General features: G+C 44.2%; 15 protein-coding genes. 3 read left to right on the plus strand and 12 right to left on the minus strand.

From position 1 onward, the window contains the following. Window positions 1-72: 72 nt before the first annotated feature. Together H6797_05545 and H6797_05550 are read right to left on the minus strand one after the other, a co-directional pair. Window positions 73-681: a hypothetical protein gene (locus H6797_05545; GenBank protein USN96499.1), complete on the minus strand. Its 609-nt coding sequence runs from the start codon at window positions 679-681 to the stop codon at window positions 73-75. 54 nt (window positions 682-735) lie between these two features. Next, entirely contained in the window at window positions 736-3,273 is a 2,538-nt protein-coding gene (locus H6797_05550) for a DNA polymerase I (GenBank protein ID USN96500.1), read from the minus strand. A 215-nt stretch (window positions 3,274-3,488) separates the two neighbouring features. On the opposite strand from H6797_05550, the gene H6797_05555 reads away from it, so the two are divergent. Together H6797_05555 and H6797_05560 are read left to right on the plus strand one after the other, a co-directional pair. Continuing rightward, window positions 3,489-4,193 (plus strand): undecaprenyl diphosphate synthase family protein, encoded by a 705-nt coding sequence (locus tag H6797_05555; GenBank protein ID USN96501.1) that lies wholly within the window; start codon window positions 3,489-3,491, stop codon window positions 4,191-4,193. Window positions 4,194-4,237: 44 nt separating this feature from the next. Further along, complete coding sequence (locus H6797_05560; protein USN96502.1) at window positions 4,238-4,801, plus strand: AAA family ATPase; 564 nt, start codon at window positions 4,238-4,240, stop codon at window positions 4,799-4,801. Here the strand turns inward: H6797_05560 and H6797_05565 are convergent. Genes H6797_05565 through H6797_05575 form a run of 3 tightly spaced genes read right to left on the minus strand, consistent with a single transcriptional unit; the run spans window position 4,798 to window position 8,144 of the window. Then, on the minus strand, window positions 4,798-5,388 hold the full coding sequence (locus H6797_05565) for an AAA family ATPase (protein ID USN96503.1): 591 nt from the start codon (window positions 5,386-5,388) through the stop codon (window positions 4,798-4,800). The genes H6797_05560 and H6797_05565 overlap by 4 nt on opposite strands. Beyond that, window positions 5,389-6,399, minus strand: a complete 1,011-nt coding sequence (rpoD, locus tag H6797_05570) for an RNA polymerase sigma factor RpoD (GenBank protein ID USN97113.1) — start codon at window positions 6,397-6,399, stop codon at window positions 5,389-5,391. Next, window positions 6,399-8,144: a DNA primase gene (locus tag H6797_05575; GenBank protein USN96504.1), complete on the minus strand. Its 1,746-nt coding sequence runs from the start codon at window positions 8,142-8,144 to the stop codon at window positions 6,399-6,401. Before H6797_05575 ends, rpoD begins: the two co-directional genes overlap by 1 nt. Window positions 8,145-8,228: 84 nt before the next feature. Here H6797_05575 and H6797_05580 point away from each other — a divergent pair, with 84 nt between their 5' ends. Continuing rightward, window positions 8,229-8,921, plus strand: a complete 693-nt coding sequence (locus H6797_05580; GenBank protein USN96505.1) for a hypothetical protein — start codon at window positions 8,229-8,231, stop codon at window positions 8,919-8,921. Window positions 8,922-8,929: 8 nt separating this feature from the next. Here the strand turns inward: H6797_05580 and H6797_05585 are convergent, their stop codons facing one another. From H6797_05585 to H6797_05615, 7 genes are all read right to left on the minus strand, one after another. Beyond that, complete coding sequence (locus tag H6797_05585; protein ID USN96506.1) at window positions 8,930-9,265, minus strand: MmcQ/YjbR family DNA-binding protein; 336 nt, start codon at window positions 9,263-9,265, stop codon at window positions 8,930-8,932. Beyond that, a complete protein-coding gene (gene orn, locus H6797_05590; GenBank protein ID USN96507.1) occupies window positions 9,262-9,810 on the minus strand; it encodes an oligoribonuclease in 549 nt (182 codons plus the stop codon). The genes H6797_05585 and orn overlap by 4 nt, the downstream gene beginning before the upstream one ends. A 22-nt stretch (window positions 9,811-9,832) precedes the next feature. Next, window positions 9,833-10,228, minus strand: a complete 396-nt coding sequence (gene msrB, locus H6797_05595; protein USN96508.1) for a peptide-methionine (R)-S-oxide reductase MsrB — start codon at window positions 10,226-10,228, stop codon at window positions 9,833-9,835. A 20-nt stretch (window positions 10,229-10,248) separates the two neighbouring features. Then, window positions 10,249-10,677 (minus strand): MscL family protein, encoded by a 429-nt coding sequence (locus H6797_05600; protein USN96509.1) that lies wholly within the window; start codon window positions 10,675-10,677, stop codon window positions 10,249-10,251. Between the two features lie 107 nt (window positions 10,678-10,784). Further along, a complete protein-coding gene (gene argS / locus H6797_05605) occupies window positions 10,785-12,413 on the minus strand; it encodes an arginine--tRNA ligase (protein ID USN96510.1) in 1,629 nt (542 codons plus the stop codon). Between the two features lie 27 nt (window positions 12,414-12,440). After that, window positions 12,441-12,635 (minus strand): hypothetical protein, encoded by a 195-nt coding sequence (locus tag H6797_05610; GenBank protein ID USN96511.1) that lies wholly within the window; start codon window positions 12,633-12,635, stop codon window positions 12,441-12,443. 82 nt (window positions 12,636-12,717) lie between these two features. Beyond that, a complete protein-coding gene (locus H6797_05615) occupies window positions 12,718-14,316 on the minus strand; it encodes a CTP synthase (GenBank protein USN96512.1) in 1,599 nt (532 codons plus the stop codon).

Genomic DNA, 14,316 nt, shown 5'->3' on the forward strand with positions numbered 1-14,316 from the left:
GGGAAAGCCTCTCCACTTCGGCCACGCTAGCCTTACAAGGTTTAGCCGTCGCCGACCTAATTCAAGTACAGGTTAAGAAAACCCGATTTTGCTAAGAAGTTTGGAAAAGTCTGGTATCTGTAGCTGGAACAGATTACTAATTTGTCCCAAGTTCGCCTTTAGTGAACCGAGTGAACCGGAACATGTTGTCGTCCAGAGCTTTTGAATCGTGTTATCGCCCTGCCTTACTTCAAATTCATATAAATTACCCGAAGCGCATATACCTCGGGTATCGTTCGCAGCTCCTTTTAGTGGCATTCCCTCCATAAAATTCGCACGATTTAACGCATACACAAACTGAGTATACGCCTGTATATCGTTCTGCATCTGATCATTGTCAACCTCATTACCCAAATAGCCTACATGCGTTGTCATGTTACGCGCATCGGGGCTTATTGTGATGGTGTAGCTATGAAAATTTTCGCGAGCAACAATCGGACCGCGAACTGTCATGCGAACACTACGATCCGCCAGCGTACTAGTGAGTGCTTGCTTGCCTGTATTAACAGGTGATGATGTTTCAGGCGATGCGCCACCACCAAAAAGCGTACGTCCAAGTGAAACCAAGGCTGCTATAGCCAATACAACAATAATGAGTACCAATACAATTGGTACAAGCCTCTGGATTCCACTTCTATCCATACTAATATTTAATCATTTTTACAGTAAAATGTCAATGTACGCAAGCTCTAATTGTTACAATTCGCCCCAGTTTTTACCAATACCCACATCTACTTTGAGTTTAACTGGAAGCTCTGGCGCAATTGATTCCATTACTTTTACCAAAATATCTGAAATTTTTTCGGCATTTTCACTCGGACACTCTACGAGGATACTGTCGTGTACTTGTAAAATTTGTCGCCCTAAACCATCCAGCTTCTCTTCTAATTGATTCATCGCAAGCTTCATTAGATCGGCCTCGGTTCCTTGAATCGGCATATTCGCCGCTTGGCGATTAGCTGCTTCACGTACCATATAGTTACTACTGTTAACATCCGGCGTAGGGCGACGGCGACCATGATATGTCTCTACATAGCCGTCTGTTTTAGCCTTTTCAAGCGTTGAGTCGATGTATTTTCGTATCGGAGCCCGCAGCTCAAAATACTGGTCGATGTATTTTTTTGCATCAACGAAATTCATACCAGTCGCAGCCGAGAGTCCATGAGGACTCATACCATAGAGCACCCCAAAGTTAATGACTTTTGCATTCCGACGTTGAGCCTTTGTAACCTGATCCATAGGTATATTATTTGCAAGAGCAGCCGTCTTCGTATGGATATCAACGCCGCTATTAAAGTCACTTATCAGATCTTTATCGTCCGCCAAAGCCGCCGCAAGCCGTAGCTCGAATTGGCTGTAGTCAGCGCTAACAAGTACATTACCCTCCTCTGGTATAAATGCTTCTCGTATACGACGTCCTAAATCGGTTCGAACAGGAATATTTTGCAAATTCGGATCTGTACTGCTCAATCGACCCGTAGCGGCAACATCCTGATTGAATGTTGTGTGTACACGATCATGCTCGTCGGCCTGAGCTGGCAAGGTGTCGACATACGTATTTCTCAGCTTTGCTAATTCACGCGTTCGTTCAATCAATTCAATTATCGGGTGCTGTCCGCGAAGTTTGTCGAGCTCTTTTTGACCTGTACTGTAGGCAGTTTTGCCCTTTTTTATACCAGCAGTAGGTAACTGCAATTTAGTAAACAACACCTCTGAAAGCTGAGCTGGACTTCCAATATTAAATTCGTAGCCGGCCATTGTATACATTTCTTGTTCAAGCTTTGCATGCTCATCACTCAGTTCTTTGCTCATTTCGGCAAGTAGCTTTTTATCGATTTTTATACCACGCCGTTCAATTAAAAACAAAGTGTAGATGAGCGGAAAATCAAATTTATGCGCAATATCAGCAACTCGAGGTAACTCCTTGAAACTTTCCAACTGCCAATCGTATAGCTGCCAAAGCGTCGCCATACGCTCCAACTGCGTCTCAAGCTGGCCACCAATAAGCGAAGTCAGACTACGATCTCGACGCAACGGATCTACCAAAAATGCCGCTTGGCGGATATCGTGAATTTGCTCAAAATGAACGTCATCCACGCCGTAATCCGCCAAGTCATGATAAAGTTTCTTCACGTCGTAAGCTACAACAGTCGCTAATTCAAGTGTCCGCCATACACTTCTCGGAACCTCTTTAACTAGCATATGACAAACCGTATCTCTATTCATCGAAAGCCATAGCTCCTCATCAACGAGATCAATGGTTACAGCACCCGCAATCATGAGCTGTCTTGGCCACGGCTTCTCAACCATATCTACCGTCGATAGGTGGTTCACTGCTAATGCATGCGACGCAGAACCTTCATCCTGCATATGTTTTGGTAATCGCTTAGTAAGCGAATGGAATTCAAACTTCTCAAGTATGCTGGCGACCTTGGTAAGATTCGTGTTGTGTATGTCTGCAGCATCCCAATCAAGCACAATTGGCACATCAGTCCAAATACGACCAATCTCTTTACTCATATACGCCGACTCTTTGCCTGCAAGCAGCTTGGAGGCTATTGATGGCTTAATGTCTTCCAAATGCTCGTAAATACCATCGAGTGTCTTATACTCCTGAAGCAGCTGGATACCTGTTTTTTCTCCAATTCCTGGTACGCCAGGCAGGTTATCTGAAGAGTCACCTTTCAGCGACTTTAAGTCCAAAAACTGGTGTACATCGATGCCGTATTTTTTTTCAAAATATTCGACGTCAAATTCCTCAATGTTACTCAGTCCGTTCTTAAGTGCATATACTTTAGTATGTGGAGAAATTAGTTGCAGTGCATCCAAATCGCTCGTCAATAAACACGTTTCGATACCCTTTTCAGCTGCCTGCAAGCTAAACGCCCCCAATATATCATCTGCTTCGTAATCATCCAGCTCATATAGTGGCCAACCAAATGCATCAAGTAATTCATGTAGCAATGGTATCTGCTCATAAAAATCAGGCGGAGCTGGTTTACGACCAGCCTTGTATTCAGGATAAATTTCACGACGTTTACGTATATTAGTCTTGGGCTTGTCCCAGGCTACCGCCACATAGTCAGGCTCTAATTTTTTGATAAGTTCAATCGCCAAACTGGCAAATCCGAACACACCACCTGTAGGTGTGCCGTCACGCATGCTTAAACCTGACATGGCATAATAACCGCGATAAAACACTGATTTTCCGTCAATGACTGCCAGACGCTTCATAGTACCAGTATAGCCTACTCTCTGGTACAAGTAGTAGTCTTTGAGGCTATCGACGTATACGTCCTAAACGGCACGTGTTTCGTTCACTACCAACGACACTCGAATATTCGTAAGTAGATTCGTCTCTTCGTTGATTTAAGTAATTCCTATGCAGATTAGCCAAGCATAAACATAGGCATTTGACCCCTATTTGAGGTGAGCGTAGTATAAACAATATGACAAAGACGTTTCATGTAGCAATCATCCCTGACGGCAATCGCCGCTGGGCTCGTCAGCACGGCATTAAGGGGTACAAGGAGCTATATGATCGTGGCGTAGATAGCCTACTCGGCATTACGGAAGCTGCGTTTGAATATGGCATTACGCATCTGTCACTCTGGGGTAGTTCACACGCAAATATTGCCGATCGCTCGTCAGACTTCACTAATAATATCGATCGAGTATTTCGTGACAGTATTCACCGCTTCGCAGATCATCCCGTATTAGAAAAGTATGACGTCCGGATTAATGTCATTGGAGAGTGGCGCGATAGTCTGACTCAAAAAACCATAGACGCCATGGAGGACGCTATGGCAAAGACTGCGCATCGCAACGGTCGTGTACTAACACTTCTCATCGACTACAGTGGTACACGCGAACGCACGTTTGCCGTTCAGTCAATACTTACCAACCCCGAAAGCGACGTACAGACAGAGCAGCTACTTCGTTCACGTTCGTGGACTGGGCATCTACCCGACCTAGACCTTATTATCCGCACTGGAGCTTGGGAAGATCCCCACAATAGTGCCGGATTTATGAGCCTACTTTCCGATGAAGCACAGTACGCTTTTCCGGAATTACTATGGCCAGACTTTAATACCGAATATTTACATGACATTATCGACGACTTTCGTGGTCGTGAACGCCGTCGCGGTAAATAAAACAATTATGCTTATATGTTCAATTTTCTGATACAATTGGAATAATGTCAGAACAAAATGCAAAAATCATCGCATTCGTCGGCCTCGACGGATCCGGAAAATCAGCAGCCACAAGCTACCTTATAGAACGCGGATACCCTAAGGTTCATTTTGGTAGCGTCATTGTGAACGCACTAAATGACGAGGGGCTAGAGTTTACACTGGAAAACGAAAAAATGATGCGTGACAAATTACGCCAAAACGGTGAAGACCTTGTCGTACAGCGCATCGTTCAACAAATCAAAGATCTCATCAATGCCGGACAACGACGTATTATAGTTGACGGCATGGGCGGATGGGACGCATACCGAACATTAAAACATGAGTTTCCTGGCGAGCTAATAACTGTTTCGCTAACGCCATTCCGCAATATTCGCATGCGTCGTCTTGCCAACCGTACAGAACGGCCACTTTCCGAACATGAAGCTTATGAAAGAGATTTCGATGAAATCGAAAACCTCGGTAAGGGTGGCGTCATCGCAATTGCTGATTACTCTATCCTAAACAACAGCAGCCAAGAACAGCTTCACACGCAAATTGATGAACTGTTACGTTTTATCGACTTCTAGAGTTCAAACTCTTTTATCAGATAATCACGATAGGCATCTAGTGACAAAAAGTCATTCTCTATGACAACATCAACAAGTTCACGTACTGATTTCATATCGAGCGATCCCGAAGGAGCATCAGTCGGCGGATGCATCTCCCGATATTCATCAATTTTAAACTGTTCAAATGAAATCCGATCTTCATCGCGTCCACGGTTACTTTGCTGCAGCCGGTCATATCGCATACGCTGATCAGCATCAACCCACACCACTATTCCGTCACGTTCATGGACTCGTTTAACTTCGTCGGGATGACGAATACTAACAAGTGCCAGTCCTTTATGGTTTTTAGCATCCTTCTCAGCAAAGTAAACGTCCATAGCCTTGGTAAACATAATGCCGTTATCGCCGGATTCGTTTCGCCATTTTTTGCTTAATTCAGCTTGATTTTCGCGATTTACTGATTGGCCGGTACGTATCAGTTCTTCACGCAATAATTCGCTGACACTATGAAAGCTATATCCGCACCGTTCCTCAAGCAGCTTGCCAAGTTCATCCTTGCCTGCGCCGTTCGTACCCGAAATGCCTACGATTTGCGGTAGCTTCATTTAACTCAAGTACTCGTGTAGTTTTTTGGCGTCTTTATGCTTACGCAGTTTGGCCAATGCCTTTGCTTCAATTTGACGAATACGCTCACGTGTGACAGCAAATTCCTGTCCAACTTCTTCAAGTGTATGACTTTTGCCATTTTCTAGGCCAAAGCGCATTTTGATAATCTTTTGCTCACGATCTGAGAGTGTCGACAGTACGGCCTGAACCTGTTCTTTGAGCAACTGCTCGGTAGCAGAATCCTGCGGTGTTTTACCGTCTTCGTCTTCTATGAAGTCGCCAAGTACACTATCTTCGTCCTCACCGTCACGACCCACACCGGCGTCAAGCGATGTGATATCCTGCTTAATCTTGATGACATACTCAACTTTTTCCGGTTCCATTTCCAACTCTTTTGCAAGCTCTTCAATGGTCGGTTCACGATTAAGCTCCTGTGTCATGCGACGCTGAGTTCGCAGAAGTTTATTAATCGTCTCTACCATGTGTACAGGTATACGAATTGTACGAGCCTGGTCTGCGATAGCACGTGTAATCGCCTGGCGAATCCACCAAGTTGCGTAGGTACTGAATTTAAATCCCTTGTCTGGGTCAAACTTTTCTACAGCACGGAGCAAACCGGTATTACCCTCTTGAATTAGGTCCAAAAAGTCCAATCCGCGACCGCTGTAACGCTTTGCAATTGATACGACTAAACGCATGTTAGCTTCAGCCATTTTGTCCTTAGCCCTCTTATCGCCAGCCACAACCTTTTGGGCTAATTCCAGCTCTTCCTCTGAAGTTAACAATGGAATTTTACCGATTTCACGTAGGTAAAGTCGTACACTATCGTCGCTAATATCATCCAAATACTGACTGTTACTAAGTGCCTCATCATCAATTTCCTCTTCTTCGACAAGATCATCGAGCACTGGCTCCTCGATATCACTCAGGTCTTTAGACACAACTTCCGTATCGTTATCAGTAGTTTGATCGTCGGCTAGGTGCAAATCGTCATCATTATTTTCTGGCATCATTTCTCTCCTTTTATAAGTATGCTTAGTTGGCGCAAATAATCCCCTGCGGCAGCATCATCCCCCCGCTCCCTCGCGGCTGCCTCTTGCTGTATCAATTGTTCTTTTTTCGTTTTTTGGTAGTTTGCTTGCAACGATCGTAGAACGTCTGTAGCAGTGGCAACTCGATTCTCACTGCTCCAATCCACATTATCTACGTCGGGATGTAATAATAACATCGTAACATATTTTTCGTAGGCTTCCAAGCTTACCGGTATAGACTCTACCTTCTTCTTCTCGTTCTCAGCTAGATACGTTGCAACTGCCCGACGCTCCTTCCCGCGAAAAATCGAAGAGTCAATACCCGTAAATAAATCTTGTACCTGTATATCAACCAATGCAACAGCCAGTAATGTATCCTGTTTACGATCAGGCTCATCACGCGGTTCTTCAATGACTTGTTTTGTTTTTTTAATTGCCTTTTGTGTCTTTACCTCGTCTTTAACTGATGCAAGCTTGCGTATCAATGCATCACGCGTTGTATCAGTCATTTTAGCTATTTGGGAAAGATAGTGATCCTGTTCAACCGGATCGCTAAGCGCTCTAACGACATTCAAGGCCGCTGTCGTAAATGCTCTCTTGCCAGCTGCAGTATCTAGTTTTTCGCGCTCTGCAAACCGTGCAATTACCCAATCGACTACCGGTTGAGCTGTATTTATAGCGTCTTTCCATAATGCAACATCACGTTGAATAAGCTCATCTGGATCCTTGGCATCATTTGGTAAACTGATAATCGTCAATTCTACGCCCACCATCTGTGCAATGGGTATAGCGCGTTCTGTTGCCGCCAGACCAGCCTTGTCGGCGTCAAATGCCAAACGAATGTGTGGTGTCAAGCGACCAAGTGCTCGCAAGTGGTGTTCCGTCAAAGCAGTCCCAGCCGTCGCCACGACTTCACTAACTTCAACCTGATGACTACTGACTACATCTAAATTTCCTTCTACTACGACAACGTAGTCCGTTTTTCGAATAGCCTCCTTTGCCTGAGAAAATCCAAAAACATGACGACTTTTGTCGTATAAAAGTGTTTGTGGCGTATTTAGGTACTTCGGAGCTGAAGGATCATCATTAATTATTCGGCCCGTAAATCCAACAACTTGACCCGTACTGTCCATAAGCGACACCATCATACGTCCTCGAAACAAATCTCCGCCATATCGATTTGTTAGTCCGGCATCTGATAACTCTTGTGGGGTGAATCCCTTTTTCTTGAGAAAACTTGTCAGTGCATCCCCGCTATCCGGTGCATATCCTATCTTAAAATCCTGTACAACTTTTTTATTCAATCCTCGTTTTTTAAAGACATACTGCTGTGCATGTTCATTGCGTAGTAAGCTTTGCTGATAGTACGTGGCTGCCAATTCATTCGCAGCAAGAAGCCGTTTTTTACGCTTCGCTAAATCTTGCGATCCACTACTCTGATAAAGCGACAGGTCAACGCCTGCACGTCGAGCCAGAAGTTCAAGTGCCTGACGAAAATCCATCCCCTCAACTTCCATTACAAAACTAAATACGTCCCCACCCTTTCCAGAACTAAAATCATGCCAAATATGTTTGTCTGGACTGACATAAAAACTAGGTGTCTTTTCGCCTGAAAAAGGACTCAGTCCTTTGAAATTTCTACCTGAACGTTTCAGTGGAACATATTCACCAATAACATCCTCGATGTTAAGCCGAGATCGTACTTCCTCCTTGGCATCCTGCATGCCATTATTATAGCCCGAGGCTACCGTAATAGCCACCTCTGGGCTCTTTCATGTTTATCTCTATTATGCTTAAATGGATATACAATGGATCCAAACCAACAACCAAATCAAACACCGCCCCAGCCACCGGTACAGCCGGCGGCCCCTCAGCCGCTTACAGGCTATGATACACCTCAGCCGTTAGCGTACGATCCGAACTATCTTGATTCAATCGCACCGCCGCCACCAAGACCCTCGTTTTTTAGCGGTAGCTTCGGCAAAATATTCTTTGCGATGATTGGCGTTTTCGTACTCGCGGTTAGCCTAATTATCGCCTTCAGTGGCAACGATAACACGGCAGATCTCCAGCAGTTGGCGGTCCGATTAAACAATCTCTCTCTTACCGCGAAAAAGGTCCAGCCAAACCTAAAGAGCAACAACCTATCGACAGCTAATAGCACCTTTCAGGTTTGGATTACCGATAGTCAGCACCAATCAGTAACACTTCTGCAAGAAGCAGGTGTAAAAAAATCGCAATATGACAAAACGATGGTCGCAAGTGAAAAGACGTTATCTGATAATCTTAACGCAAAATTTGATGACGCTCGACTGAATGCGGTTTTAGACCGCGTTTACGCCAGCACGATGTCTTCCGAAACCGAAAAGTTAATTGTTCTGTTCAATGCCATGGGAAAAAACAGTAAAGCCAAAGCTATCCGTGATTACGCAAATAGCACCAGTGCAAACTTAGCGCTCATACATAAAAGTTTCAATTCCTATGTCGACGACGGAAATTAATAGAAAATTTACACTGTATCGCTAACTAGCTGATAACTATGGCGAGCAAGATCGAACACTTCTTCTTCGGTCAACTGACCACTGCAGATGATAGTGTTCCAGTGCTTCTTGTTCAAATGATACCCGGGCAACACACTTTCATATTTCTCTCGTAAGTGCTTAGCTAACAGCGGATCGCACTTCAAGCTAACACGCAGAGGAGTACTGTCCTCCGCTACAATTGCTACAATTTTTCCATCTGGCTTATCTCCGTATTTATAGACAGCCGTTCCTTCACCAAATGGATAGTCTAGCCACACTTTAGGGAACTGCAGTAGAAAATCTTCTATTTCTTTATGCTTCATACGCGTACTTTACCTAAATAATATTTTAATTCCATTATGCTGCCTCGTATGTCGTCGAGTGCACGATGCACCTCTGGTTTTGCAAACCTCTTGTTGTATTTACCATCAAATACAACCTTCCATGCACTAACATCCAGCATACGATAGTGTAGACGCTTGCTTAGATTGTTCCATTCACTATCAATAAACTTACGGTCTTGATGGATCGAATTTCCCGCAAGCAATACTGGCTTGTCGTCACTGAAATGCTCCGCAATAAATTCCAAAAGCATACCTTCAACAACACGAGCGTCTTTTGCACTATCAGAATTATTCTGCGCAATCAATGAGTCTCTTACCGTTGGAAACTTTTTCCAAAAATCTGGTGCATATTCGATTCGTTTAGCAAATAAGTCCGGCTCAACTCTTACCGCTGCATCAAACGTGGCAATTTCATTGAAATCCCAATCAGTTGCAATTACTGCAACCTCTAATATCCGGTCTTCAACCGGATCAAGACCTGTCATTTCCAGATCCATCCACAGCAGTCTCGCATGTTTTGTCATACGACCATTATACAGGCCTTTGCTATTTACCAGGATGGAATTTGAGGCTAAGAGAATTTATGCAGTAGCGTTGGTCCGTAGGCACGCCTAGGCCCTCTCCTTCAAAAACGTGTCCTAAATGACTATCGCAAGCTGCACACTTCACTTCAGTACGTCTCATACCGAGTGAATTATCTTCCGTTAATACAACGGTGCCTGGTATAGCGTCATAAAAACTCGGCCAACCACACTGCGCATCGAATTTCTTGTCACTTTCAAATAATTTCGTACCGCATGCCCCGCAGCTGTAAGTACCGACATCAAAAACGCTATCGTACTCTCCACTAAAGGCAGGTTCCGTGCCCTTTTCTCGAAGTACATGATACTGCTCAGGTGTCAGCTCATCTTGCCATTCACTTTCAGATCTATCAATCTTCATAAAACTATTATAATTCTTGTTTAGTCTTTTTTCTTGTCTATACGATCAAGTCCAGCCATGTGAACTAATACATATACGACAAAAATCGTTGCGACAAGTGTAATCAGAGAGGACAGCGCAGCGCCCCATAAAAGATCAGCTTTGCGTCCCCACAACTCGATATGCCAATAACTTGCCTCGAGTCTACCGTGTGATCCAACAATAAATCGTACAAGTGGCGTTATAAAGCTCTCAACAAGCGTCTTGATTGTCCCACTAGCGACGGTACCGATTGCAAGTCCGATTGCCATACCTACGATGCCTCGATCACGTATAAAATCAACGAAACTAACAGCCTGCCTATTAACACCTCTTACTACACGTTTATCTTTTGCCGCACGAGCTTTATTTGCGGCATGCCTTTTAGCTGCCGACACCATTTCTCGCTTACTTGGTTTATTGTTTGACATGGGATTTCTCCATTTTCTAATGATACCTGTATTGTATATGATTCTTTCAGACAGTAAAGGATGGCTGACTGCGCAAACTGGTATCAAGGAAGGTTATATTTACTGTGCTACATCTTCGCAGGCGCAGCAATACCTAATATCATCAAGCCAGCTTTCAGCGTGTCCGCATACAGCGCCACAAGACCAGCTCTATGTAATTCGTGCTCATCACCTACAACCTGATTCTTTTCATAATAACGATTAAATTCTTGCGCCAATTCAAATAAATAAGTACATATATGATGCGGCTCAAGAGATCGTGTAGCGACTTGTATGACTTCGTGATATTCACTCAGTTTTCGAATAAGTGGTCGATCTTCCTCGTTCACTTCCTTAGGATTCGTTATATTGCCTTCAATCTTCCCAAGTATACTTTTTGCTCTTGCGTAAGCATACTGTAAATAACTACCCGTATTACCCGTTAGACTAACGGCTTCGCTTACGTCAAATACAACATCGCCACCAATCTTTACTTTCAGAAACTGATACCTCAAAGCTCCCGCTATAATTTCGTCAGTAGGCTCACCTCCACGCTCTCTGATTGCCTCACGAAATTGATTAAACAACCACCCGATTTCAATAACATCACCATCACGACTACTCATCTTACCCGTAGCCAGCTTGACTAAGCCGGTCGCGATATTAGTTGTTACATCTTTTAACTCAGGAATACATAGCTCAGCGGCCGCTATCACACCCTTAAAATAATCTCGCTGCTCGCCACCGGTGACAATATAGCTTTTTTCCGCATGATACGCATTGTTTTTTAGCTGCATGAGACCTAAGTCACGTGCACCATAAAGTCCGCTGCCATTACCTGCCACAAAGGCATTATCGAATGACCCATATTCACTTCCCTTAAATATCAGTGCTCCGTCGGACTCTTGAAATACATCGGGGACATGTCTTTTGACCGTTTCAACTCCTACCGGATCCGCTTCACTTTCCAAAAAACGTCGCTCAATCGGCACATTACCAAGTTGCGCAACAATAGTGTCAATCTGCTCAAAGCTCCAAGCCTTGCATGTGTCATAAACCTGACTATATAGGTCCGATGTTGGTGCAAACGATTCCTGAGCAAGCTTATTAATCTCCGTTTTCGCTGATTCATCTTCTTTGTAAGCCTTCGATCCCTCCGCGTACATTCGTGACATAAACGTATTGCGGTCTTTCTCAGGAATTTGACTAAGCTTCGAAGAGTCGCCATCTACATAACGTAGCAAGCTGTACATACTTTTACCCACGTGAAGCCCAACATCCCCGTGGTAACTAACCCGATGGACTTGTGCTCCGTCGACAGCAAGAAGATTGGCAATTGTATCCGCCAAAATTGCATTAAATGCATGACCGATATGCATAGCTTTAAAAGGATTTGGATTATTCGTTTCGATAACAATATTCTGACCAGCCCGATTCGCAATCGGCTCATCACGCGTCAAATCCAAAAGAGCCTCTCCGCTTAAGCGGATATTTATAAATCCAGGACCTGCCACATTTACCTCTGTAAATTCGCCGCTTGCTCGTAACTTCTCAGCTATGCGCTCCGCAATCTCTCGTGGTGGTTTACTTAATTTACCTGCAAGCTGCAGGGCGACATTCGTAGCATAATCACCGAACTGTGGTTCAGGTCGCGACAATTGTACGCTTGTTTCAACACCGAATTCTTCTTGAATAAGCCGAGCAATTTTTGTATCCATTGCCCACTATTATACAAGATTTTAAGATTAGACGTCTGCTTCGAAGTCGAATTCTTGACCGAACTGCGCTTCTTCCTCTGCAGATCTGTATTCTTCCTCGAGAGTTTCACCGAGTACACCACCAGATACCGGGCTGGTACCTTTGACGTTCTTGAGTACATACCTTAATACACGGTTGTCGTCATGATAGTTTACTGGTTCGTTTGATTGGTCTTCCGACATGTTTGTATGTTTCCTTTACAGTTAAACTATAGCACTTACGCTTATTATTGTCAATAAATAGAAATGATCACACTGAAAATCACTATTTTAAGGCAGCTCTTATCAAACCGACAAACAGTGGATGCGGACGGTTAGGGCGTGACTTTAGCTCCGGATGAGCCTGAGTACCGACAAAGTACGGATGGTCAATTCCTTCGACAAACTCAACCAACTTGCCATCTGGTGATGTTCCGCTTATGATCAAACCACCCTTTTTGAGGTAATCTGCGAATGACTGATTAACCTCATATCGATGGCGATGGCGTTCAACGACGGTATTTTTTCCATATGTCTTCGCTACGACACTTGCTTTTACCAGTTTTGCCTCATAATTTCCAAGACGTAACGTACCTCCGGTCGACTCCTTACCCTCTTGTCCTTCCATGATATAAACAACGTTGTTTAAAGTTTTGGCATCAAATTCAGTACTGTTGGCGTCGTCAAGGCCAGCACGACGTGCTGCTGCTACTACAGCTAACTGTAAACCAAGACATAGTCCGAGATACGGTTTTTTATGCTTCAAGGCATATGTTGCCGCAGCGATTTTACCCGGAATACCTCGTCCACCAAAACCACCCGGCACCAAAAGCGCATCAACCTTCTGAAAGTCTCTGTATGTGGCCGTTTCGGCATTAATCCACTTTATATCTACTGCTACGTCATCATGCCACCCAGCGGCCTTGAGTGCTTCTAAAACAGAGATATACGTGTCCTCGTTGTCCATGTATTTCGCAACCAAACCTACAGTTACGGTTTTTTCGTGCTGCTTCTTTTGCGCCTGAACGATTTTCTTCCACTTGTTTAAGTTGGGTCTTGTTGTATCGCCAGTAAAACGACTCAATACGCCGTTAATACCACTTCCAGCAATCGATAGTGGCACCTCGAAAACTGTTGATGCATTAGGGAGTAAAATGACTGAATTTTCACTGACGCCACTAAACAAACTGATTTTTTTCGCCACACTTGCAGGAGCTGGCTCGTCAGTACGCACAATGACTACATCTGGAACAATGCCGAATCCACGCAAATCATTGAGAGCATTCTGCGCCGGCTTCGTTTTAAACTCCTTACTCGTGCCAATAAAGGGTACGTAAACAACATGAACATACAAACAATTTTCACGACCAACACGTGATGCAAATTCACGTATGGCTTCGATAAAACTAAGCCCCTCGTAATCACCGACGGTTCCGCCAATTTCCACTATGTGCATATCCGCTCCATCAGCCGCATCCTGTATTGCGTCCTGTATTGATCCCGTCAGATGTGGAACAAGTTGTACAGTTTTACCACCAAACTTTCCCGCTCTTTCGTCAGCGATAAGATTTTGTAGCAAACGACCAGCAAGAGTAGCATTTTTTTGTGTCAACTCTATGTCAAGAAATCGCTCATAATGGCCTAAATCCAAGTCCGTTTCGGCACCGTCTATTGTTACGAAGCATTCGCCATGTTCCGCCGGATTTAAAAGCCCCGCATCTACGTTGAGATACGGGTCACACTTTTGAATTGAAACTGTCATGCCTTTTGCCTGAAGAACGGCACCTATACTAGCCGCACTTATACCCTTGCCGACTCCGGACAAAACACCACCAGTAACAAATATAAATTTCTGATTTTTACCCACAGTTGAAGTCTCTCCCAT

The sequence above is a fragment of the Candidatus Nomurabacteria bacterium genome, from assembly GCA_023898645.1.
Taxonomy (GTDB): Bacteria; Patescibacteriota; Saccharimonadia; order Saccharimonadales; family Saccharimonadaceae; genus UBA2112.